The organism is Ruegeria sp. BG7 (genome assembly GCF_056535685.1).
In genome coordinates this window covers 2,859,916-2,881,894 of sequence record NZ_JBQFIU010000001.1, presented here as the reverse complement: position 1 = coordinate 2,881,894, position 21,979 = coordinate 2,859,916, and the positions used below count along the sequence as shown (strand labels likewise).

Below are 21,979 nucleotides of genomic sequence, written 5' to 3'. Positions count from 1 at the left end.
CGGAAAGTCAAGGCGCGTCGCCCCGTCAAAACGGCCTTTGCACGTTGCCCGAGTAGAAATAGACACCCAGCCCCACTGCAAAGATGATATTGCCCGCGATTGCGTGCAACAGCACTGCAAAAAAGAACGACCCGCGCCGCCGGTACGCCCACGTGAACAGCAGCCCGCCCGCAAAGGTCATCACGGCGACGATCCAGCTCCAGTACATCAGATGCGCGAACGAGAATATGGCCGCATTCAGCAAATAGGCCGCGCGTCCGTCTGGCAGGATCGCGTGATAGCGGCGGAAAAACAAAGGACGGAACAGCAGCTCTTGCGGCAGGGCTGACAAAAGCGGATAGCCAATCCAGATAAAGACCAGCATCTCGGGTCGGTGAACAGCCAGGAAAAACGCCGCATCCGGGCGCGTGATCTGGATCAGGCCGGTACAGAAGACGGCCATAACAACCGTGAACAGCAGTACTTCTCGAAAGGACCAGTTGGCCCACTCATACCGCAGTTCGGACCATTGAAAGCCCGGTGTCTGATGCAGCAAAACAATGCCAAGCCCGGTCAACGCGAACAGCGCCGGAAACATCCAGTTAGGCGGAAAGAGTACAGCAATCAGCAGTGGCAGTCCGATATAGAACAGCCCAAACTCCAGCCGCAGCCGCAACAGCGCCACAGGCGGGCCGATCAAAGTGCTTTCTTTGGTCACGTATCTATCAGCTCCACCCGGATCAACCCGCGCAATGAATTGCCCATATACACAGTCCGCGCGTTCTGTAGATCGGTCAAGGTCAGCACGGCCTCGGTCACTGTTTCTTTATCCAGCAGCTCTTCACGCAAAATACCCGGCAACAACCCGCAGGACAGCGCAGGTGTCAGAAACCGACCATCGGTCATTTCAGCAAACAGGTTGGTGATGGTGCCTTCGCACAGCTCGCCAAGTTCGTTTTGGAACAACAGCTCGTCTGTGTTTTCCGGAAGCGAGGCACGTGCCTTGTCATACAGCGCACGGTGGGTGGTCTTGTGCCGCAACCACAGGTCATTCGATGCCAGACATTCTTTGGACACGGCCACGCGCCAAATCGGCGGGTTTTCAGCCAAGTCGCCAGTCGTCAGTTCGAATGCGCCGCTCGAACCCAGCGTCAGTCGGCAGCGTAGTGGCGCATCCCCTTCGGCAGCAGCCAAGGTCTCACTTGCGGCATCCAAGTTGAACGGAAGATCGAAAACCCGTGCCGTGCGGGCCATACGCGCCAGATGGCGGTCCTGCCGCACAAACCCCTGATCCGGCCGGAAAGCCAGTGTTTCGATTACGCGGAAATCAGGCTCATTTGACGGGCAAAGCGGGCTTTCCATAGCGCCTCCTCGTATTCTGAAGGGGCGGTGCTGTCCCAAACGAGACCACCACCCACATTCAGCGTGGCGTGATCATCCTCTCGCATCAGGGTACGAATGGCCACATTGAACTCGGACCGGCCATCCGGCGCGGCCCACCCGATAGTCCCACAATAGATGTCACGCGGCCAGGGTTCCAGGTCGGCCAGAATTTCCATCGCGCGAATCTTGGGTGCGCCTGTGATCGAACCGCATGGAAACAGCGCTGTCAGAATCTCACCCAGCCCTACATATTTGTGCAACTGAGCACGCACCAGCGAAACCATCTGGTGCACAGTGGCGTAGGTCTCGACCTTGAACAGCTCGGGCACGTGAACAGATCCGGGCAAAGCCACACGGCTGATATCGTTGCGCAACAGATCAACGATCATCAGGTTCTCGGCGCGATTCTTTTCGTCCGTGGTCAGAAAGGCCCGGCGCTGCGCGTCTTCTTCCGGGTCGTCGCTGCGCGGTTGGGTGCCCTTCATTGGGCGGGTTTCGATCTTGCCCGCCTCATCTGTGCGAAAGAACAGTTCGGGCGACCGGCTAAGCAAATCGGGCAATCCGTCCTGTTGCACTAACGCTCCGTGGCCAACCGGTTGCCCTGCAGCAAGCGCTGCATACAGCGTTTCACTGTCGCCCGAGACCGTCAGATCGATCGGAAAGGTCAAGTTGGCTTGGTAAATGTCGCCAGCACCGATAGCATCGTGTACGGCCTGAAACGCCTGCGTATAACGTGCCTCGTCCCAACGGGGTTCAAAAGTGTTGACCTCTCCTGCTGCTGCTGGCAGGGCAACACGATCCGGCGCGTCGTATACCCCAAAACACAACAAGGGCAGACGGCGATCCTTGGGCAACAGGTTCAGCAACCGGGGTTCCAGCGCATAACCAAGCTCGTAACTCGCATACCCCGCCACCCAGGAACCACCTGCGCGCACGTCATCAAGCGCCGCCAAAGCCTGGGGCACCTCTTCCGCAACATCCGCGCGGATGATTTGAGACGGACGCTCGAACCGGGTTCCACGCCCGGCCGGTCCTTGATCGAAACGAATACGCAATTGCATCCTCATTTGCCGTGTCGGGCGATATAGAGAATACTCTGCCAAGGGAAAGGGGGGAAAGCGGCAATTTCGCTTCTGTTTCCGATACCCCTTGAACCTTTTCGCGCGGTCCCTATAACGCACGACAATTTGGGCGCTTGGGCGGTGCCCGCGACTCATGCAAAATCGAAGGGGCCAGACCATGCCGAAGAGAACCGACATTCAGTCGATCATGATCATCGGGGCGGGTCCCATTGTTATCGGACAGGCTTGCGAATTCGACTATTCCGGTGCTCAAGCCTGTAAGGCGCTGCGCGAGGAAGGCTACCGGGTCATTCTGGTGAACTCGAACCCCGCCACGATCATGACGGATCCCGGTCTCGCGGATGCCACTTATATCGAGCCGATCACACCCGAAGTTGTCGCCAAGATCATCGAGAAAGAACGCCCCGACGCCCTGCTCCCCACAATGGGCGGCCAAACCGGCCTGAACACGTCGCTCGCACTGGAAGAGATGGGTGTGCTGGACAAGTTTGGTGTCGAGATGATCGGCGCTAAGCGCGACGCCATCGAAATGGCCGAAGACCGCGCCCTGTTCCGTGAGGCGATGGACCGGCTGGGACTGGAAAACCCCAAGGCGACCATCGTGACCGCGCCCAAACGTGAAGACGGTTCCACTGATCTGGATGCTGGCGTGCAGATGGCGCTGGACGAACTGGAAGAGATTGGCCTGCCCGCCATCATCCGCCCCGCCTTTACCTTGGGTGGCACCGGCGGTGGCGTGGCGTATAACCGCGAAGATTACATCCACTTCTGTCGTTCGGGCATGGATGCCTCGCCCGTCAACCAGATCCTTGTCGATGAAAGCCTTCTGGGCTGGAAAGAGTATGAGATGGAGGTGGTCCGCGACACTGCTGACAACGCCATCATCGTTTGTTCCATCGAAAACGTTGATCCGATGGGCGTGCATACGGGTGACTCGATCACCGTGGCCCCTGCCCTGACGCTGACCGACAAAGAATACCAGATCATGCGCAACGGCTCGATCGCCGTTCTGCGCGAGATTGGGGTCGAGACCGGTGGCTCGAACGTGCAGTGGGCGATCAACCCAGATGACGGCCGTATGGTCGTGATCGAGATGAACCCGCGCGTGTCGCGGTCTTCGGCATTGGCTTCCAAAGCAACCGGTTTCCCGATTGCGAAGATCGCCGCAAAGTTGGCGGTAGGCTATACGCTGGACGAGTTGGACAACGACATCACCAAGGTCACTCCCGCGTCGTTTGAACCGACCATCGACTATGTCGTCACCAAGATCCCGAAATTCGCGTTCGAGAAATTCCCCGGCTCTGAGCCCTACCTGACCACCGCGATGAAATCGGTGGGCGAAGCCATGTCTATTGGCCGCACCATCCACGAATCGATGCAGAAAGCGCTGGCTTCGATGGAGTCGGGTCTGACAGGCTTTGATGAGATCGAAATCCCCGGCCTGAACGTGGGCGTGTGGGACGAAGCCGACGACAAGGCTGCCGTGATCAAGGCGATCAGCCAACAGACACCTGACCGCCTGCGCACCATCGCGCAAGCGATGCGTCATGGTCTGACCGATGACGAGATCTTTGGCGTCACCAAGTTCGACCCGTGGTTTCTGGCCCGCATCCGCGAGATCATCGAGGCCGAGCGTCAGGTTCGCAAGGACGGCCTGCCGATGACCGAAGACGGTATCCGCAAGCTGAAAATGCTGGGCTTCACCGATGCTCGTTTGGGCAACCTGACCGGCCGTGAAGAAGACAACGTCCGCCGCGCCCGCCGCAATCTGGGCGTTTCAGCCGTGTTCAAACGCATCGACACTTGTGCCGCCGAATTCGAGGCGCAGACACCCTATATGTACTCGACCTATGAGGCCCCGATGATGGGTGAAGTTGAGTGCGAAGCCCGCCCGTCAGACCGAAAAAAGGTCGTCATTCTTGGCGGCGGCCCGAACCGGATCGGTCAGGGCATCGAGTTCGATTACTGCTGCTGCCACGCCTGTTTCGCGTTGACTGAAGCTGGGTATGAAACCATCATGGTCAACTGCAACCCCGAGACGGTCTCGACAGACTATGACACCTCGGATCGTCTGTATTTCGAGCCTCTGACGTTTGAGCACGTCATGGAAATCCTGACGAAAGAGCAGGAAAACGGCACGCTTCACGGCGTCATCGTTCAGTTCGGCGGCCAAACACCACTGAAACTTGCCAACGCGCTTGAGGCCGAAGGCATTCCGATCCTCGGAACCACCCCGGACGCCATAGACCTGGCCGAAGACCGCGAACGGTTCCAGGCGCTGGTCAACGAACTGGGCCTGAAGCAGCCCAAGAACGGCATCGCGTCTACCGACGAACAGGCGCTTGAGATCGCTGAAGAAATCGGCTTCCCGCTGGTCATTCGCCCCTCTTACGTGCTGGGCGGCCGCGCAATGGAAATCGTGCGCGATATGGATCAGCTGCGGCGCTATATCAACGAGGCCGTTGTGGTTTCGGGCGACAGCCCCGTCCTGCTCGACAGCTATCTGGCCGGTGCCGTGGAACTGGACGTCGACGCGCTGTGCGATGGAACTGACGTCCACGTCGCGGGCATCATGCAGCATATCGAAGAGGCTGGCGTTCACTCGGGCGACTCGGCCTGCTCGCTGCCGCCCTATTCGCTGTCCGCAGAGATTATCGACCAGATCAAGGATCAGGCGTTCAAGCTGGCCAAAGCGTTGAACGTTGTTGGCCTGATGAACGTGCAGTTCGCGATCAAGGAAGATGAGATCTATCTGATCGAAGTGAACCCGCGCGCCTCACGCACCGTGCCATTCGTGGCCAAGGCGACCGACAGCGCGATTGCCTCGATCGCCGCGCGGGTGATGGCGGGCGAGAAACTGTCGAACTTCCCGATGCGCCCTGCCTACAAGGAAGGACAGGACACCAAGATCGCGGACCAGATGACATTGGCCGACCCGGATATGCCGTGGTTCTCGGTGAAAGAGGCTGTGATGCCCTTCGCTCGTTTCCCTGGCGTTGACACCATTTTGGGCCCGGAAATGCGTTCGACCGGTGAAGTCATGGGCTGGGACCGCGACTTCCCGCGCGCCTTCCTGAAGGCGCAGATGGGCGCGGGGATGGTGCTGCCGTCCTCGGGGCGGGCGTTCATTTCCATCAAGGATGCCGACAAAGGGAACGCAATGCTGGAAGCGGCGCAGGTTCTTGTGGACCAGGGCTTTACGCTTGTGGCGACCCGCGGCACACAAAGCTGGCTGGACGAACAAGGCGTTGCCTGTGAGGTTGTGAACAAGGTCTACGAAGGCCGCCCGGATGTGGTGGACATGCTGAAAGACGGTCAGGTGCAGTTGGTGATGAACACTACCGAAGGCGCGCAGGCGGTCGAAGACAGCAAGGCCATCCGCTCAATCGCGCTGTATGACAAAATCCCCTACTTCACCACCGCCGCCGGAGCCAACGCCGCCGCGCTAGCGATCAAGGCGCAGGCCGAAGGGGATGTAGAGGTGAAGTCGCTGCAGGGGTGATCCACGTCGCCTGAGCTACAATCGGCTCATTCAAGATCCTAAAGATACGCGCCCGTTGACCAAAAATCAGCGGGCGCGCATTTTTTGCAGAACTCAGGAGTACGAATAATGCGCACAATTCTGGTTCTCGCTGCACTCACAATTCTGGCCGCCTGTGATGTGCCGTTTGTTCCATTAATTTGATGCAACCGGGTCTGGGAGTTCAGCCGGACCCGGTTGCACCTTGACTTCAAGCTGCTTGCGCCTCGCGTCTTTCATCCCGCTTGAAAAACAGCAGGTAGAAGACGGGTGCTGCGACCATTGTCAGAATGGTGGCAAAGGCCAGCCCGCCCATGATCGTCACGGCCATCGAGACAAAGAATGCGTCTGTCAGCAATGGTGCCATACCCAGAATGGTCGTGATTGCCGCCAGCATCACAGGACGCAAACGAGAGACCGAAGCTTCGACAATAGACTCACGCAGAGGTTTGCCTGCGGCGCGGACAAGGTCGATCTCTTCGACCAGAACGATGCCGTTTTTGATCAACATACCTGACAGGCTGAGTAGACCCAGCAGCGCAGTAAACGTGAACGGCAGCCCTGTTCCCAGCAGGCCGATGACCACGCCGTTCACTGACATCGGCACCAGCAGCCAGATGATGATCGGCTGACGGATCGCATTGAACAGCAGGACCGAGATCAGCACCATGATCAGCAGGCTCAGCGGCAATTGCTTGCCCAAGCTTTCCTGCGCATCGCGCGAGTCTTCGAACTCTCCACCCCATTCCATCTTGTAGCCCGGGGGCAGTTCGATGGCTTCGATGGCGTCGCGGACTTCGGCATGGACCTGAGCCGCCGTCAGATCGGGCGGAATGTCTGCTCCGACGGTGATCGTCAGAACACGGTCGCGGCGGTGAACAAGTGTGTTGAGCGACTTGTACTCGAACCCATCAACCATCTGTTCGATTGGGACAAACCGCTCGGTCTGATCCGAATAAACCACCTGATCGACAATCGAATAATCGCCATCGGCCGGGCGGCGCAGAATGATCGGGATCTGACGATCACGTTCACGCAGCACGCCACCGGTGATGCCGTCGGTCGAGAATTGCAGTGTCGCGGCGATGTCTTCACGCGTGACGCCGGCAGTTTGCGCACGTTCGGTGGCATAGATCGGTTGTACTGCCAGCTCCTGTTCACGCCAGTCGTGGTGGACAAGCAGCGCGTTCGGCGATGCTGCAGCCATACGCTGCACCGCCTCGTCCGCAAGCTGACGCAGGACAACCGGATCACTCCCCGAGAACCGAGCCTGGATCGGATCACCGCCGCCAGGACCAAAGATCAGGCGTTTGGTTCCAAACTCACCTTCGGGAAACTGAACAGATCCGAACGCCTCAAGATCCGCCTGTAAAGCCGGTATGTCTTCAAGGCTTTCGGTGCGGATAATCATGTGTCCGTAGCTTGGGTTCGGCTTTTCTGCCGAATAGGTCAGCATGAATCGCGTTGCACCCTGCCCCACGAAAGTTGTGACCGAAACCACATCCTCACGTTCGGCCAGCCAGTCCTCGAACACCGCCATGTCCTGCGCCGTACGTGCAATCGGCGTGCCTTGCGGCAGTTTGTAATGCACAAAGAACAAAGGCGTGTTCGAATTGGGGAAGAACTGCTGCTTCATAAGTCCAAACCCGGCGTAGCACGCAACAGTCACGGCAATGAGGCCCGCAACGACCAGCCACCGGAACCGCAGTGCAAAATGCAAGATCGCGCCATAGATGCGGAACAGTATGCCTCCGTAGGCGTCGATCTCACCTTCTTTGCCTTGCTTGAAGAAGCAGTGGCCCAACAACGGCGTGACGGTGATGGCCAACACCCAGCTCAGCAGCAAAGAAATACCGATCACCGCAAACAGCGAGAACAGGAACTCACCTGTTGCATCAGGGCTGAGACCGATGCCTGCAAAGGCCATGATACCGATTACGGTGGCCCCCAGCAGCGGGATTTGAGTTTTCGAAGCCACATCTTCGGCGGCATCGCGCGAGGACTTGCCCCGCAACATCGCGATCTGCATCCCCTCGGCTACCACGATAGCGTTGTCCACCAACATCCCCATGGCAATAATCAGGGCCCCAAGCGAAATTCGCTCCATCTCGATCGAGAATAACGACATGAACAGGAGCGTACCAACCACGGTAAGCAGCAGGGTCGAGCCAACTACGATGGCGGCTCGCCACCCCATGAAGATACCCAAAACAGCAACCACAATGGCCACGGACATGGCAAGATTTACAAGAAAGTCGTTCGAAGCCTTCTCGACCACCACGTGCTGCTGATAGATCGGCAAGATATCGACGCCAAAGGGAATGGCCGTGTTCAGGTCTTCGAATTTGGCATCAACCCGTTTGCCCACTTCAACGATATTTTCCGTGGACAGCCCGGCTATGCCGAGTGTGAAGGCTTCGGTCCCATTGTATCTTATCATGATGTCAGGGTCGTTCTGGCGGGCACGATATACGTTGGACATGTCAAACAGGTTGATCACCTGCCCCTGCGAGCCAACCGAAAGACCTGCAATGGCTGATACGCTGTCCGAGCCTTCGGCGGTCAGTATGGTTGTCCTGTCGCTGTCCGAACGCAATGAACCCGAGGAATTCACCGAATCCGCATTGGCGATGGCTTCGTTGATCGCCTGAAGTGGCACGTTCTGGTTGACCGAGATCGCCAAATCCGGTTCCACAAAGATGGCCTCGTTCGGCAGACCCTGCACCTCAACGTCCGCCACACCGTTTACGGCCAACAGCTCGCGCCGAAGGAATGTTGCCAGCTCATGTTTTTCAGCGTCGGAAAACCCTTCGGCAGTGACGGCGTAGAACAGGCCAAACACGTCGCCGAAACCATCATTTACGTAAGGTTGGCCAACACCGGAAGGCAGCCCACGCGCGGCATCGCGCACCTTGGCCCTGAGCCGGGTCCAGATGTCGGGCAATTCGCTTCCATCGTAAGTTGATTTGATCTCAACCTCGATCAGAGACTGTCCGGGCTGGTTGACCGAGGTGATAACGTCAACTTCACCCATCTGCTGAATGGCAGATTCAAGCGGCTCGGATACCTCAAGCGCCACCTGCTCCGCCGTAGCGCCAGGGTATTGTGTTACGATAACCGCGTTTTTGATTGTGAAGGCCGGGTCTTCCAACCGGCCCAAGGACAGGAAACCCCAGATGCCGCCAAACAGGGCAATGAGGATGATCAGCCAAGTATACAGAGGCCGATCAATTGAGCCACGAGCGATGTTCATCCGTCAGCCCCTTAATTCGCAAAACCTGTAAACCGGCGCACCGCTTGGCCGTCGGTCAACACAGCACCTCCGGCGACGACAACTTCGTCACCATCAGAAAGTCCAGTTAGAACCCGTATATCGCCGGTTTGCGTGGGTTCGATGGTCACAGGTACACGGCGAACGGAGCCTTCATCAGCGCCGGTCGGCGAGAACACCATGACGCTCAGCTCACCGGTGGCATCAACGACAATAGCCGTTGCCGGGACGACAATACCTTTACGTTCGTCCTTTACATGAACGTTTACGGTGACCGACGAGCCAGGGAGGATCTGCAGGCCCTCGGGTGGTGTCAGGCCGAACTGGATGCGGAAAGTCTGTCCGACGCTCGAGGTTTCCGCGTCGAATTCGCGAATCTCCAGCGGGAAGACCTCTTCACTAACCGGGAACTTTGCGGTGATCGCGATGTCTTCGTTCTGGTTCGAGCGTTGGAACAAGATTTCTGGAACGTCTACCTCGATACGCAATTCGGACATGTCGTGAATGCGAACGATGGGGGAACCCGACGAGACGGTGGTGAAGGCCTCGACCGCACGGCTGGAGACCAGCGCATCAAAAGGTGCGGTCAGTGTCGCATGTTCCAGATCATATTCCGCATCGCGCAGGGCAATCGCAGCCAATTGCGCCTCGGTCTCAGCATCATCGACGGCCACCTGGCTAGCCGCTGTACCCCGCAGACGTGAGAGGCGCGCAACGGTGCGATCTGCCTGTTCCTTTTGTAACCGCGCCCGATTCAGACGCAGTTCAAACGGTTCCTGATCCAAACGTGCGATCAGGCCGTCTTTCGGGATCACAAACCCTTCGTTGACAGGCATCTCGACGATCTGGCCTGCAACCTGAAAAGCCAGATCGACGGTTTGACGTGCGGCGACGCGACCAAAGAACTGGCGGGTAAAGCCCGGCGCCGTTTCGTGCACCTGCATAAGCTTTACTGGTTTCGGAGTGTCTTGCGCGGCAATGGGGCTTGCCAGAACGGCCAGAGCAAGGCCGATAGAGGTCAGGAGTTTCATTTCTTCAATCCCTCGGGTATTCCCGTTTTCAAAACGTTGTCACGGATTTTGCGCGCCAGGCGCGCGAATTCGGCAGTTTCTTCTTTGTTCAGACCAGAGGCTCTGTGGAAAAGTCCTCCGGCCTCATTGACCAGCATGTTGCGTGCCTCTTCACCTTTTTCGGTCAGCACCAAAAGCCAGGCCCGGCGGTCTTCGGGGTCGCGTTCGCGGGTCAGATAGCCAGCCTTTTCCAAAGCGTCGGCTGTGGCAGTGATTGTGGACGGGACGCTCAGCATATCGGCGGCCAGCACCCCCATGCGTTTCGGCTGATCCAGTTTGATCAACATGTGGCATTCTGGATGGGTCAGATCTGTTTCGATACAGTCAAAGGTTTCTTCAAGCTTCCAGTATAGGGCATACACCCCCATGATCGCCTGAATCTCGTGGCTGAGGCGATTTAGCCGGACGCTGGTGTCATCTTGCATAAGTAGTCTCCGCGCGAGTCTGGGGGCCATATACTTCGAATTCTGAACTATTCAAGATATGAAGTTAGACTTGTGAACACATTCCCTTAAGTCAACATACCTTGATCAAATCACACCATGACTGCATTTTGGGCAGATCCGAAACATTCAGGGCTCGCCATGTATACCCCCGCCATCACCGGTACCGGTGTCTTTACGCCTCAGAACGTCATCACCAATGCCGAACTGGTCCAAGCGTTCAACGCCTATGCCGACAAACAAAACGAAAAGAACGCCGAGGCCATCGCGTCCGGTCAGATCGAGCCGATGCAGCATTCCTCGGAAGAGTTCATCGTCAAGGCATCGGGGATCGAGAATCGTTTTGTGATGGACAAGGCTGGTGTGCTGGACCCCGACGTCATGCATCCAGCCCTGCGCCAACGTAGCGATGAAGAACCCGGGATTATGACCGAGATGGCGGTTGATGCCTGCAAGAAAGCGCTGGCACAAGCCGGGCGTACGGCCGCGGATGTCGACCTGGTGATTTGCGCCGCCTCAAACCACGAGCGTGCCTATCCAGCGATAGCAATCGAAATACAGCAGGAACTCGGCATCGATGGTTTCGGCTTTGACATGAATGTCGCCTGTTCTTCGGCAACGTTCGGCATACAGGCAGCGGCGGACATGGTGCGGTCCGGATCGGTACGCGCAGCGCTGGTGGTCAATCCCGAAATCTGTTCGGGCCATCTGGAGTGGCGGGACAGAGACTGTCACTTCATCTTTGGCGACGTGGCGACGGCGACCCTGATCGAACGGATCGAAGAAGCCAAAGGCCCGCATTTCGAAATCCTGTCAACGCGCTGCGCGACTACGTTTTCGAACAATATCCGCAACAACAACGGATTCCTGCGCCGCTCGCGTCCGGATGGGATGATTGATCGACGCGACATGCAATTCATGCAAAACGGTCGAAAAGTGTTCAAGGAAGTGCTGCCGATGGTCAGCAAACACATCAGTGATCACATGGAAGCCGAAGGGGTCGGGAACACCGACCTGAAACGCCTTTGGTTGCATCAGGCTAACAAAACCATGAACGATTTCATCGGTAAAAAGGTTCTGGGCCGCACGCCAGAGGCGGATGAACAACCCAACATCCTTCAGGATTATGCCAACACCTCATCCGCTGGGTCGATTATCGCATTTTCGAAGTATTCGGATGACCTGCAAGAGGGCGATCTGGGTTTGATCTGTTCTTTCGGGGCCGGGTATTCGGTGGGCTCAGTGATCGTAAAGCGCCACGCCTGAACAACGCCTAATTTTCGGCCGTCACCTTGAAAATCTGGAACGCAGCGCCGGGTGCGCCCTGAATACTGCTGAGGTAATCAGGCACCTCGCCTTCGACCAGCCGAGTTTGTAGGCCATGCCCTTCCGACGCCCATGCCCAGAATTCAGCCCTTGGCGCTGACGTGCAGAGCATAACGTAGTCGACACCCAGCTCAGCCAAGCGCGGCGCGGCTTGCGAGGCTTCGACCCGGAACAGGTCAATTTGCGCCAGAATTCCGGCCTGATTCCGATGGTAGTTTCCGCCCAGAACCGAATGGTCCGTAAATCGCAACACATGCGCGGCGAAGTCGAAATCAACCAGAATCATGCCGCTGGGCAGACTTTGCAAAGCCGCGTAAGCGTGCTGTGTACGGCAAGATGCCCCTGATTCTGACGCATCCTGTCCAACAGCGGCAGCCGAAGCGGTGAACGAGGGTTGAGAAAGCGCGCCGATCTGTTTTTCCAAACTAATGCCCACTTTGGGCGAGGCGCTGATTACAAACGCCACCATCGCCAGACCGGCAGCCATTCGGCGATCCCGCGCGTAAGACACATAAAGCACGCGGAGAATCTGTGCCTGAACCGCAACAAGCGAAACGCTCAGGAAGGTCATCATCCGGGTCTGGTAGAGGAACACGACGAATCCGGCAGCAATCAGGACCAAAAACAAGGTGTAGTCCAATCTGGCCTGCGATCTTGCGGCGAAGGCAAGTGCCGCGCCCATCGAAAGAATGGACATGGCGATCAAAGCCACGGCTTCACCTCTGTGTCGCTCGAGCACGACCGAGATATTCTGAGCCTCAGCCACCTGGCTCAACCAGTAATCCCGCATATCCTGGGGCAGAGCGTCAATTGGATTGCTGAGACAATGGGGGGCAAACGCAAACGCAACGGCAAGTGTCACCACAGCAAGCGCCATGCAGGCCCCGAACCGACCCGGAACCGACCAGCCAGAGCCGATCCAAGCTGCAGCCAATAGCCCAAGCGCGGCAACACTTGCGGGCAGGGCCACGCTCAGGGTCAGTGCGTCACAGCTCGGGTAGAAAAACCCTTCTCGACCGGTTGTGACAAAGCTGGTCAGCGCAAGTGTCGCTGTCAACGCAGTCGCGAAGGTCATTGTGCGCTTACGGGAAGAGGCACCATTGGCAATCCAGTCGATGGCGCAGAAAACAGCGACAAGGGCGACCTGAAGGATCGACTCGGTACCGACGGACACTGAAAGCCCCAGGCAAACGCCTAGCAGCCCTGCAGCATAAGACCTGTCTTTTCGCAGAACAAAAAATGCAAGCGCCGCTGCAAAGAGAAGGATCTGAAGGTTGTGATGATCGAACGAGAAATAATCGAACTTGCGAGAGTGTTCGAGTGTCAGAACTCCGATAACCAAAGCCGAGATAGCGCCCTCACGTCCACCCAACACACCGCCTGTTACTGCAAAAGCCCAAAGGGTTAGCGAGGCCAACAGCGCAGGCCAAGCAAAGGCCGTGATCTGAAAGGCGATTTCCGGAGCAATGACCGCGCTCAGCACACTATAGAGCCCGGCAATCGGGGCATCGACCAAACGCGACCAATGCATCAAGGTGCCGTCGTCGGGTCCCAACCGATGCTGATAGGGGTCAAACCAGCCCTGCCCCGCCAAAAGGTCGCGCACACCAACCCAACGCATCACATCGTCAGACCCTTCGTAGTGGCCGCTGAGCGTCATTAGGACCACCAGCATCGCAAAGGCGCACAGGAAAGCCCACCGAACCACCGGGTCGGCGCAACTGCTATAACGCTTTTGCAATGTCTGCATGCTTTTTGATCCTCGACAGCACTGTCTGCGCCAGACTTCTATCGCATGGGCGTGACTGAATTGAGGCACGCTGCACCATGTGGGACCATGTTTTGACCGAAAATCAGTGTCACGCCATGATGCCAAAGCAACCGGCGGTTTTCAGCCAGTGCGCGAGAACTCACCTAAGACGATAGGCTCAGCTGACGCTTTCTTCTTCGAGATGCAGCTTCATCTCGATCAGGACCTGTTGCAACAGACTGGTTTCTTTCAGCAGCCGTTTGGCCTCGTTCACGGTAATTATTCCGTCTTCGATAGCAGCCTGATATTCTGTCATCAGCATCGCAAACCGCTGGCTGAGCGCGATCACATCCGAATTTACACCACCTGTGCGCGGTTCATCCGAGTTGCGATCACCATATGAAAGAGTGATGTTCTTCAGGTCAGCCAAAGCAGATGTCACATGCGGATAAGACGCTGCATTTTCAAGGCGAGCCACTGCATCCACAGGCATGAATCTGTCCGCATGTTCAGCATTGTCGGAGTAATATCGCCCTAATGTGGCCTTCGATTTCCCCGTAATTTCACATGCCGCCTCGATTCCGACGTCCTTGACCAATGCTTCAGTGTGCTTCTTCAGATAGGCCCCGATATCTGCCATTTTTTTACCTTTGTTACCTGCAAACGCCCGCCCGATGTCCAAACGGGGGAAAGCGTCGGGAAATTTCCCATAACTGAGTCATAATTGAAATGTCATACATTGACTATCCCTCAGATAAGCGGGGGATTTTGTGAGTGAGTGGCGGCAGTTCAAGCCGGTAATGAGTGATTGCGAGGTGGTATTGTTTGGCCTCGCTGCGTTTTGGCCACATGTTGGCCGACGGCGTCGCTGTTGCAGATGCGGGGGTTCCATCCCCTAGAGCGTAGCTCGGCCTCTGCAGAAACAACGGCGACGTCGCTCCATCAAATTGATTGCTGTCTTGTTCCTTTCCACCAAGCGATTTAGACCCGCGCCATGGCAAAGCTGTATTTCAACTATTCGACCATGAACGCGGGCAAATCGACCGTGTTGCTGCAAGCCTCGCACAACTATCGCGAGCGCGGGATGCAGACCTATCTGATGACTGCTGCTATTGACGGGCGTGCGGGTGCCGGTCGGATAGCCTCGCGTATCGGCATCTCGGAGCAAGCCGACACCTTCACTCCTGACGACGATGTATTCACTATGATTCAGAATCGCCTGAACGAAGGCGTGGTGGCGTGCGTGTTCATCGACGAGGCCCAGTTCCTGTCCGAAGAACAGGTCTGGCAGTTGGCACGCGCAGTCGATGATCTGAAAGTGCCAGTTTTGGCCTATGGGTTAAGGGTGGATTTTCAGGGAAAACTGTTCCCCGGATCAGCCGCCTTGCTGGCCCTTGCAGACGAGATGCGCGAGGTGCGCACAATCTGCAAATGCGGCCGCAAGGCCACAATGGTGATTCGTCAGGACGAAAACGGGAATGCCATCACCGAGGGTGCTCAGGTACAGATCGGCGGCAACGAGACCTATGTCTCGCTCTGCCGCAAGCACTGGCGTGAGGCGATGGGCGACTAAACCGGATTGGGCAGCGCCCTGCCTGCGACAAAGGCCGCGACGTTGTCCAGCGCCATGTGCCCCATGCTGCTGCGGACTTCTTCGGTGGCCGTACCCAGATGGGGCAGCAAGGTGACGTTTTCCATATCGCAGAGGGCCTGGGGTACTTTGGGTTCAAACTCGTAGACGTCCAGCCCCGCCCCTGCAATCTGACCGGATCGAAGCGCCGAGATCAGGGCCATTTCGTCCACGACCTCGCCCCGCGCAATGTTGACCAGGATGGCCGAAGCGCGCATCGCTTCAAGGACCTGAGAGTTGACCAGATGGCGAGTGTCGGCCCCGCCAGGAACCGCCAGCACAAGGAAGTCGACCGAGGCGGCCAGAGCCTGCAAATCGGGGATGAACTCTGCCGGAAAGTCCAAGTCCTTTGCGCTGCGGGACTGGTATGCCACCCGCATTCCGAACCCGAAATGACAACGCCGGGCAATGGCCTGCCCGATGCGGCCCATCCCAACAATGCCGACGCGCTTGCCGGTAACGTGATGTCCCAGCATCTGCGTCGGGTGCCACCCCTGCCACTGGCCCGATCGGACCAGCCGCTCGCCTTCGCCTGCGCGACGCGCCGTGGTCAGCAGCAGGGTCATAGCGATATCTGCCGTCGCGTCGGTTACAGCGCCAGGCGTGTTCGTCACCTCGACCCCTTTTGCGCGCGCGGCTTCGACGTCGATATGATTGTAGCCAACGCCGAAATTGGCCAACAGCTTGCAGCGCACTGTACCCGCATCTGCAAAAACCTGCGCCGAGAACAAATCGCCCAGTGTTGGCACAACAACGTCGAATTTCGTCAAAGCAGACAGCATCTCCAGCCGCGACAAGGGCAGAGTGTTTTCACGTATCTCTACGTCGAACTCGGTACGGGCGCGGGCCTCGACCGCCGGTGTCATTGGGCGCGTGATCAGCAGTTTCATCAGTGCATCCGTCCACCAGTTGGAACTTTGCCATCCGGTCCGATCAGAACGATCTCGCCGTTTTCATCGGGCAGGCCCAGCACCAGAACTTCGGACATGAACTTGCCGATCTGGCGCGGTGGAAAATTGACAACGGCCATGACCTGCTTGCCCACCAGAGCCGACGGATCGTAATGTGCCGTGATCTGAGCCGAGGTTTTGCGCTCGCCAATTTCGTCACCAAAGTCGATCCACATCTTGATCGCGGGCTTGCGGGCCTCGGGATAGGGTTCGGCGCGGATCACCTCGCCCACACGGATGTCGACCTTGAGAAAGTCGTCGAATGAAATCTCACTCACGTGACAGCTCCTTGGATCGGTCAGTTGCGGCTTTGACGGCACGGTGAAGCAAGTCGGGGAACCCCTGCTCATCATGCATTAAAACTTCAAGCGCGGCCTGCGTGGTACCGTTTGGAGAGGTCACATTGATGCGCAGTTGCGTTGGATCATCCTCAGCCGCCATGGCCAACGCACCGGCCCCCGCGACCGTGGACTTGGCCAGTTTCATCGCCAGTTCTGCAGGCAAACCCTGCGCCTCACCCGCTGCGGCCAGAGTTTCGATCAGGTGGAAAACATAAGCCGGGCCAGAGCCGCTGAGGCCGGTCACGGCGTCCATCTGCGCTTCATTGTCCAGACGAACGGTCTCGCCCACCGCCGACAGCAGGCTTTCAGCCAGTGTCAGATCATCTCCTGAGGCTTGGTTGTTGCCGATCAGTGCCGTGATACCCTGGCGGATCGCTGCAGGCGTGTTGGGCATCGCGCGAATGATCGGAGTGTCGTTGCCCAGAACGGTTTCAAATGTGGCAATCGATGTGCCTGCGGCTACCGAGACAAACAGGCTTTTACCACCGTCCAGCGCCTGAATGGCTGGCAATGCCTCGCCCATCATTTGCGGTTTGACGGCGACAAGTACCACGGCGGGCGCTTCGGGCAGTGGGGTGTTGATGTTGACACCCTGCGCTTTCAACCAGTCTGACGGGTACGGATCGATCACCCAAACGGACGCTGGCGGAAGGCCGTGTTCCAGCCATCCCGCCAGCATTGCGGACCCCATCTTTCCGCACCCCAGAAGCACAAGCCCCTGTTCGGCCACACGCGTCATGTCCATTTGCCCCTCCCGCGTTACATATCGGTTTGGGGCAAAGCTTTACGCCCGGCCGTAGGCCTCTGCAATGGCCACTTGCATGGCTTCTTCTGGCTCTCGATTACCCCAAGTCACCAGTTGGATCGCCGGATAATACCGCTCGGCGCTCATGACAGCGGCGGTGATCATCGTGTTGATCTGATCCGCGCTGGCTGTCTGTCCCCCTGCAAGGACCAGCCCATAGCGGTAGACCATCAGCTTTTGGTTTGCCCAATAGGTAAAGGCGCCTGCCCAGCACTGGTCATTCATCTTGTTGAGCAACTCATAGAGCTGCATTTCACGCTCGGCCGGCGGCTCCATTTCGAACGAGCACACCATGCGCAGCGTTTCGTCATAGTTGGACCAGGCCAGAGTGATCGAATAGGTCCGCCACTGGCCTTCGACGGCCATGGCAATCTGATCGTCCCCAATGCGATCAAAATCCCAGTCGTGATGTTCGGCCAGATGTTCAACAATGTCGATCGGATGAATGTCTTCTTCGAGATACTGCTCGGAAAGGGCCATAATGCCACCTCACTAATCTCTAGCATTTTGGGGCTGGCAGCGCCCCAGCGCTAGTTGCCTGCTCTACAAGCCGGGCTTCCCCCGTGGGCCTGTACTAAATATGGTGCGATGTGGCGTGAGTTCTGGCAACCCTATTTCTTGGGGATAACAGCAATAAGTTGTGGACAGTCGGCAACGGCGATCAAAATATTGGCAGTCGCACCAGCTTTGTCTTGATTAAATTCTGCGACGCGTCAAAATACACATCACCGCACAATCCGGGCTGGATTGCGCGGCTTTAAGCTTTGTCCAAACAACTTGAAAACGGGAAAGCCCGGGCGTTATTTGTCCAGTTTCGCCTCGAGCGCAGCAATGCGGGCTTCGAGCGCTGCATTTTCTTCGCGCGCTTTCTGGGCCATGGCGCGGACAGCGTCGAATTCTTCGCGGGTAACGAAATCGCGGTCGGCCAGCCAGCGGTCGATCATCGACTTCATCGCGTTCTCGGCCTCTTCCCGCGCGCCTTGCGCCACGCCCATGGCGTTGGTCATCAGTTGGGACACGTCGTCCAGGATCTTGTTGCGGGTCTGCATGTGTACACTCCGGTCTCACGGTTTATCTGTATATGGGCAAAGAATGGCGCAGGCTCAAGGTTGACTTGCCCTGCAAACCCCGGGCAATGAGACGCACATGCAGGCTGTTCTGAACTTCCCCGATCTGTCGCCCGAATTGTTCTCGATCTCATTGTTCGGGATGGAGTTCGCGTTAAGGTGGTATGCGCTGGCCTATATTGCCGGAATTCTGATCGCCTGGCGACTTGCCGTTGTGGCGCTGCGGCGTCCTGCCCTATGGCCCGCGGATTCCCCTCCGATGAAACCGGATCAGCTGGAGGATCTGGTCACCTGGATCATTCTGGGCGTGATTCTGGGTGGCAGGCTTGGCTTTGTCCTGTTTTATCAGCCAGCCTATTACTTATCGAACCCGTTAGAGATTCTGAAAGTCTGGCAAGGCGGCATGGCGTTTCATGGCGGCCTGCTGGGCGTTATCCTTGCGTCCTACCTGTTTGCCCGCCGACATCAGATCCCCGCTCTGTCGCTGGGCGATCTGGTCGCCTACACCGTTCCGCCCGGCCTGCTGTTGGGGCGGCTGGCCAACTTCGTCAATGCAGAACTGTGGGGCCGACCAAGTGAGCTACCTTGGGCCGTGATTTTCCCCGGCTTCGCCGCACAGGATTGTCCCGGCGTGGTTGCGGGAATGTGCGCAAGGCACCCGTCACAACTGTATGAAGCCGCGCTTGAGGGCGTGTTGTTGGGCACATTGCTGCTGTGGCTGGTCTATCGCAGAGGGGCCTTTAAAAAACCGGGCATGATCATGGGCCTGTTTCTGGCGGGATATGGCGCGTCGCGTTTTATTGTCGAGTTCTTCCGTCAACCGGATGCTCAGTTCGTGTCACCCGGCAACCCGCTGGGGCTGGCCTGGCATGTGGGCGGTTATGGCCTGACCATGGGTCAAATCCTGTCATTGCCGATGATCGCGATTGGCCTTTGGTTCGCCCTGCGCGCGCGGCGAGCGACATGACCCTGACCGATCATCTGGTCGCCCGCATCCGGCAGGATGGGCCGATGAGCGTTGCAGACTACATGGCCGAATGCCTGTTGCACCCCACGCTGGGCTACTACACAACCCGCGATCCACTCGGGACCAAGGGGGATTTCACCACCGCGCCCGAGATCAGCCAGATGTTTGGAGAACTGATCGGGCTGTCCTTGGCGCAATGCTGGATGGATCAGGGAAAGCCTACGCCGTTTACCTTGTGCGAGCTGGGTCCGGGGCGCGGCACACTTATGGCCGACATTCTACGCGCGACGCGGGGTGTACCCGGGCTCCACGATGCCGCAAGAGTGACACTGGTCGAGGTCTCACCGGTGTTGAAACAGTTGCAGGCCGAGACCCTGAAGGATTACGCGCCGACCTGGATAAACAGCGTCGCAGACCTGCCGGACCAGCCTCTGTTCTTGGTGGCAAACGAATTCTTTGATGCCCTGCCTATTCGTCAGTTTCTGCGTGATGGCGACGGGTGGAGTGAACGCTTGGTGGGTGAGCGGGACGGCGCGCTGCTGTTTGGGCGGGGCCCAATCGGACCACAAGCAGCGCTGAAGGACAGGCTTGCGGACACTAAAGACGGTGATCTGATCGAGCTATGTGCGGCAGCGATTCCTATTCTGACCGTGATTGCTGGCCGGATCGCCAGCCATGGTGGTGCGGCTCTGATCGTCGATTATGGCGACTGGCATTCGCTGGGCGACACGTTGCAGGCCCTTCAAAACCACGAACGCACTGATCCTCTGGCGGCACCGGGTCAGGCCGATCTGACGGCACATGTGGATTTTGAGCCTTTGGCCGCTTCAACCCGCGCCTGTGGGTGTCGCCATACTCGCGTGACACCTCAGGGCGTGTTTCTGGAGCGGCTTGGCATCACGGCGCGCGCGCAGGCATTGTCCAAGGCGCTGAGCGGTTCTGAGCTGGATGTATTGATTGCCGCGCATCGCCGGTTGACGCACCCGGATGAAATGGGAAATCTGTTCAAAGTGATGGGCCTTTTCCCGGCCTATGCCGCCCCACCGCCAGGATTAGAGCCATGACACTGGAAATTCTGACCTCAGACTTGCTGTCGCCATTGCGTCATGGGTTCTTTACCCGTCGCGGCGGGGCTTCGTCCGGCATCTTTGGCGGTTTGAATTGCGGCTATGGCTCGTCCGACCAAACTGAGGTCGTAGCGTTGAACCGCAAGCGGGTGGCGGACGCAATGGAGGTTACACCCGAGGCGATGATCGGTGTGCATCAGGTCCATTCTCCGACAGTTCTGACAGTTGAAGGCCCGGTTCAGGGCGAACGGCCCAAGGCGGATGCCATCGTCACCGCGACCCCTGGCCTCGCGTTGACGATTCTCACTGCGGATTGTCAGCCAGTTCTGTTTGCGGACCCAAATGCTCAGGTAATCGGTGCTGCCCATGCGGGCTGGCGCGGTGCGTTGGACGGTGTGTTAGAAGCCACGCTGGATGCCATGGAAGCGCTTGGTGCCAATCGAAACGACATCCGTGCCGTGATCGGCCCCAGCATTTCGCAACGCGCCTATGAAGTGGGCCCCGAATTTCTGGACGCATTCATCGCCGATTCTCCAGAAAACACGCGGTTCTTTGCAAACGGACAGGATGACCGGCTGCAATTCGACCTGCCTTCTTTTGGCCTGCACAGGCTGCGGCAGGCTGGCGTTGGGCAGTCAGAGTGGACCCGACATTGTACCTATTCCGACCCGGATCGGTTCTATTCCTATCGCCGTGCAACGCACAGGAACGAGGCCGATTACGGCAGGCTGATCTCGGTCATAAGATTGTGATTCAGGTCCAGATTTAGGCACCTCGCCACTTTTCCGCCACATTTTTTGTGTTTACCGGACTCAAGATTCGTGACGAGTTTTGCCAGCTATCAGATGGGTATCTGACGTTCGTGTTTTGAACGCTGGCTCGTTGAGTGAAAGGACTGTGCATATTTATTTCTTGTCTGCAAAACATCCCTGTTAAGCCTTATCCGTGCCGCAAATCGCCGTCACAAAAGGTTCATGAAGGATGCGGGAAATACCTTCCCGCGCAATGCAGGACCAGAAACATGAAACCCAAATCCCGCTTTCTCAAGGCCATGGTAGCCGCCACTCGGGACCATAAGCTGGAAATGCCGTGGAAACGGGTATCAAGCCATTCTGCCAGGGTTGCCAGCCATATTGCGGCCCGGCGATGAAGCAGGAGAACCCCAAGACCAAGCTGCCGGTCTAAATACGGGGTAAACGTGCAACGGGCAGGCTCCGGCCCGATGTCGCGTAAGTCGTAAGTAAAAATTTACGGCTTTTTTCAGGAGTTTGTGTGTGTGCGGGCAATTGCCGCCCGTGAAGTACGAGTTTGTCTGGGGGGTCTATGTG

At 57.6% G+C, this 21,979-nt stretch carries 19 protein-coding genes; 6 read left to right on the top strand and 13 right to left on the bottom strand.

Annotation, left to right across the window (positions count from 1 at the left end):
• Nucleotides 1-25 precede the first annotated feature (25 nt).
• Genes ACR3EH_RS14315 through ACR3EH_RS14305 form a run of 3 tightly spaced genes read right to left on the bottom strand, consistent with a single transcriptional unit; the run spans nt 26 to nt 2,423 of the window.
• Nucleotides 26-697, bottom strand: coding sequence for a CPBP family intramembrane glutamic endopeptidase (locus ACR3EH_RS14315; protein WP_371732086.1), 672 nt, complete (start codon nt 695-697; stop codon nt 26-28).
• Nucleotides 694-1,341 carry an aminotransferase class IV family protein gene (locus tag ACR3EH_RS14310; RefSeq protein WP_171186365.1) on the bottom strand — a complete coding sequence of 216 codons (648 nt, stop codon included), beginning with the start codon at nt 1,339-1,341 and terminating at the stop codon, nt 694-696. The genes ACR3EH_RS14315 and ACR3EH_RS14310 overlap by 4 nt, the downstream gene beginning before the upstream one ends.
• Nucleotides 1,296-2,423 carry an aminodeoxychorismate synthase component I gene (locus tag ACR3EH_RS14305; protein ID WP_171186675.1) on the bottom strand — a complete coding sequence of 376 codons (1,128 nt, stop codon included), beginning with the start codon at nt 2,421-2,423 and terminating at the stop codon, nt 1,296-1,298. Before ACR3EH_RS14305 ends, ACR3EH_RS14310 begins: the two co-directional genes overlap by 46 nt.
• 178 nt (nt 2,424-2,601) lie before the next feature.
• On the opposite strand from ACR3EH_RS14305, the gene carB reads away from it, so the two are divergent.
• Nucleotides 2,602-5,946, top strand: coding sequence for a carbamoyl-phosphate synthase large subunit (gene carB, locus ACR3EH_RS14300; RefSeq protein WP_171186367.1), 3,345 nt, complete (start codon nt 2,602-2,604; stop codon nt 5,944-5,946).
• Between the two features lie 229 nt (nt 5,947-6,175).
• On the opposite strand, the gene ACR3EH_RS14295 is transcribed toward carB, so the two are convergent.
• The 3 genes from ACR3EH_RS14295 to ACR3EH_RS14285 are packed head-to-tail and all read right to left on the bottom strand — an operon-like array spanning nt 6,176 to nt 10,730.
• Entirely contained in the window at nt 6,176-9,217 is a 3,042-nt protein-coding gene (locus ACR3EH_RS14295) for an efflux RND transporter permease subunit (RefSeq protein WP_171186369.1), read from the bottom strand.
• Between the two features lie 11 nt (nt 9,218-9,228).
• The gene (locus tag ACR3EH_RS14290; protein WP_171091644.1) at nt 9,229-10,266 is read right to left on the bottom strand and encodes an efflux RND transporter periplasmic adaptor subunit; all 1,038 of its coding nucleotides are present in this window, start codon (nt 10,264-10,266) and stop codon (nt 9,229-9,231) included.
• Nucleotides 10,263-10,730 carry a MarR family winged helix-turn-helix transcriptional regulator gene (locus ACR3EH_RS14285; RefSeq protein WP_171675647.1) on the bottom strand — a complete coding sequence of 156 codons (468 nt, stop codon included), beginning with the start codon at nt 10,728-10,730 and terminating at the stop codon, nt 10,263-10,265. The genes ACR3EH_RS14290 and ACR3EH_RS14285 overlap by 4 nt, the downstream gene beginning before the upstream one ends.
• 159 nt (nt 10,731-10,889) lie before the next feature.
• Here ACR3EH_RS14285 and ACR3EH_RS14280 point away from each other — a divergent pair, with 159 nt between their 5' ends.
• The gene (locus ACR3EH_RS14280) at nt 10,890-12,014 is read left to right on the top strand and encodes a beta-ketoacyl-ACP synthase III (protein ID WP_171647869.1); all 1,125 of its coding nucleotides are present in this window, start codon (nt 10,890-10,892) and stop codon (nt 12,012-12,014) included.
• Nucleotides 12,015-12,021: 7 nt separating this feature from the next.
• Here ACR3EH_RS14280 and ACR3EH_RS14275 read toward each other — a convergent pair whose 3' ends face one another.
• The gene (locus ACR3EH_RS14275) at nt 12,022-13,824 is read right to left on the bottom strand and encodes a hypothetical protein (protein WP_171647779.1); all 1,803 of its coding nucleotides are present in this window, start codon (nt 13,822-13,824) and stop codon (nt 12,022-12,024) included.
• Nucleotides 13,825-14,002: 178 nt separating this feature from the next.
• Nucleotides 14,003-14,464, bottom strand: coding sequence for a hypothetical protein (locus tag ACR3EH_RS14270; RefSeq protein WP_171091651.1), 462 nt, complete (start codon nt 14,462-14,464; stop codon nt 14,003-14,005).
• A gap of 354 nt (nt 14,465-14,818) precedes the next feature.
• On the opposite strand from ACR3EH_RS14270, the gene ACR3EH_RS14265 reads away from it, so the two are divergent.
• On the top strand, nt 14,819-15,397 hold the full coding sequence (locus ACR3EH_RS14265; protein WP_171186377.1) for a thymidine kinase: 579 nt from the start codon (nt 14,819-14,821) through the stop codon (nt 15,395-15,397).
• On the opposite strand, the gene ACR3EH_RS14260 is transcribed toward ACR3EH_RS14265, so the two are convergent.
• From ACR3EH_RS14260 to ACR3EH_RS14240, 5 genes are all read right to left on the bottom strand, one after another.
• The gene (locus ACR3EH_RS14260; RefSeq protein WP_171186379.1) at nt 15,394-16,344 is read right to left on the bottom strand and encodes a 2-hydroxyacid dehydrogenase; all 951 of its coding nucleotides are present in this window, start codon (nt 16,342-16,344) and stop codon (nt 15,394-15,396) included. The genes ACR3EH_RS14265 and ACR3EH_RS14260 overlap by 4 nt on opposite strands.
• Nucleotides 16,344-16,682, bottom strand: coding sequence for a tRNA-binding protein (locus tag ACR3EH_RS14255; RefSeq protein WP_171186381.1), 339 nt, complete (start codon nt 16,680-16,682; stop codon nt 16,344-16,346). Before ACR3EH_RS14255 ends, ACR3EH_RS14260 begins: the two co-directional genes overlap by 1 nt.
• Nucleotides 16,675-17,490, bottom strand: coding sequence for a pyrroline-5-carboxylate reductase (proC, locus tag ACR3EH_RS14250; protein WP_171675646.1), 816 nt, complete (start codon nt 17,488-17,490; stop codon nt 16,675-16,677). Before proC ends, ACR3EH_RS14255 begins: the two co-directional genes overlap by 8 nt.
• 39 nt (nt 17,491-17,529) lie before the next feature.
• Entirely contained in the window at nt 17,530-18,030 is a 501-nt protein-coding gene (locus ACR3EH_RS14245) for a type III secretion system chaperone family protein (RefSeq protein WP_171091662.1), read from the bottom strand.
• Between the two features lie 320 nt (nt 18,031-18,350).
• On the bottom strand, nt 18,351-18,599 hold the full coding sequence (locus tag ACR3EH_RS14240) for an accessory factor UbiK family protein (RefSeq protein WP_050604795.1): 249 nt from the start codon (nt 18,597-18,599) through the stop codon (nt 18,351-18,353).
• A gap of 97 nt (nt 18,600-18,696) precedes the next feature.
• Between ACR3EH_RS14240 and lgt the strand changes: the two genes are divergently transcribed.
• From lgt to pgeF, 3 genes are read left to right on the top strand one after another with little or no spacing between them, the layout of a single operon-like run.
• Nucleotides 18,697-19,584: a prolipoprotein diacylglyceryl transferase gene (lgt, locus tag ACR3EH_RS14235; protein ID WP_171186386.1), complete on the top strand. Its 888-nt coding sequence runs from the start codon at nt 18,697-18,699 to the stop codon at nt 19,582-19,584.
• Complete coding sequence (locus tag ACR3EH_RS14230) at nt 19,581-20,648, top strand: class I SAM-dependent methyltransferase (protein WP_171186388.1); 1,068 nt, start codon at nt 19,581-19,583, stop codon at nt 20,646-20,648. The genes lgt and ACR3EH_RS14230 overlap by 4 nt, the downstream gene beginning before the upstream one ends.
• The gene (gene pgeF, locus ACR3EH_RS14225) at nt 20,645-21,403 is read left to right on the top strand and encodes a peptidoglycan editing factor PgeF (RefSeq protein ID WP_171186389.1); all 759 of its coding nucleotides are present in this window, start codon (nt 20,645-20,647) and stop codon (nt 21,401-21,403) included. Before ACR3EH_RS14230 ends, pgeF begins: the two co-directional genes overlap by 4 nt.
• Nucleotides 21,404-21,979: the final 576 nt, after the last annotated feature.

Coding starts and splice junctions, on each gene's coding strand:
- carB (WP_171186367.1), top strand. CDS start 2,602: ATGCCGAAGAGAACCGACATTCAGTCGATCATGATCATCGGGGCGGGT.
- ACR3EH_RS14260 (WP_171186379.1), bottom strand. CDS start 16,344: ATGAAACTGCTGATCACGCGCCCAATGACACCGGCGGTCGAGGCCCGC.
- ACR3EH_RS14230 (WP_171186388.1), top strand. CDS start 19,581: ATGACCCTGACCGATCATCTGGTCGCCCGCATCCGGCAGGATGGGCCG.
- ACR3EH_RS14285 (WP_171675647.1), bottom strand. CDS start 10,730: ATGCAAGATGACACCAGCGTCCGGCTAAATCGCCTCAGCCACGAGATT.
- ACR3EH_RS14310 (WP_171186365.1), bottom strand. CDS start 1,341: ATGGAAAGCCCGCTTTGCCCGTCAAATGAGCCTGATTTCCGCGTAATC.
- pgeF (WP_171186389.1), top strand. CDS start 20,645: ATGACACTGGAAATTCTGACCTCAGACTTGCTGTCGCCATTGCGTCAT.
- lgt (WP_171186386.1), top strand. CDS start 18,697: ATGCAGGCTGTTCTGAACTTCCCCGATCTGTCGCCCGAATTGTTCTCG.
- ACR3EH_RS14270 (WP_171091651.1), bottom strand. CDS start 14,464: ATGGCAGATATCGGGGCCTATCTGAAGAAGCACACTGAAGCATTGGTC.
- ACR3EH_RS14275 (WP_171647779.1), bottom strand. CDS start 13,824: ATGCAGACATTGCAAAAGCGTTATAGCAGTTGCGCCGACCCGGTGGTT.
- ACR3EH_RS14305 (WP_171186675.1), bottom strand. CDS start 2,423: ATGCAATTGCGTATTCGTTTCGATCAAGGACCGGCCGGGCGTGGAACC.
- ACR3EH_RS14290 (WP_171091644.1), bottom strand. CDS start 10,266: ATGAAACTCCTGACCTCTATCGGCCTTGCTCTGGCCGTTCTGGCAAGC.
- ACR3EH_RS14295 (WP_171186369.1), bottom strand. CDS start 9,217: ATGAACATCGCTCGTGGCTCAATTGATCGGCCTCTGTATACTTGGCTG.
- ACR3EH_RS14280 (WP_171647869.1), top strand. CDS start 10,890: ATGTATACCCCCGCCATCACCGGTACCGGTGTCTTTACGCCTCAGAAC.
- ACR3EH_RS14245 (WP_171091662.1), bottom strand. CDS start 18,030: ATGGCCCTTTCCGAGCAGTATCTCGAAGAAGACATTCATCCGATCGAC.
- proC (WP_171675646.1), bottom strand. CDS start 17,490: ATGGACATGACGCGTGTGGCCGAACAGGGGCTTGTGCTTCTGGGGTGC.
- ACR3EH_RS14265 (WP_171186377.1), top strand. CDS start 14,819: ATGGCAAAGCTGTATTTCAACTATTCGACCATGAACGCGGGCAAATCG.
- ACR3EH_RS14240 (WP_050604795.1), bottom strand. CDS start 18,599: ATGCAGACCCGCAACAAGATCCTGGACGACGTGTCCCAACTGATGACC.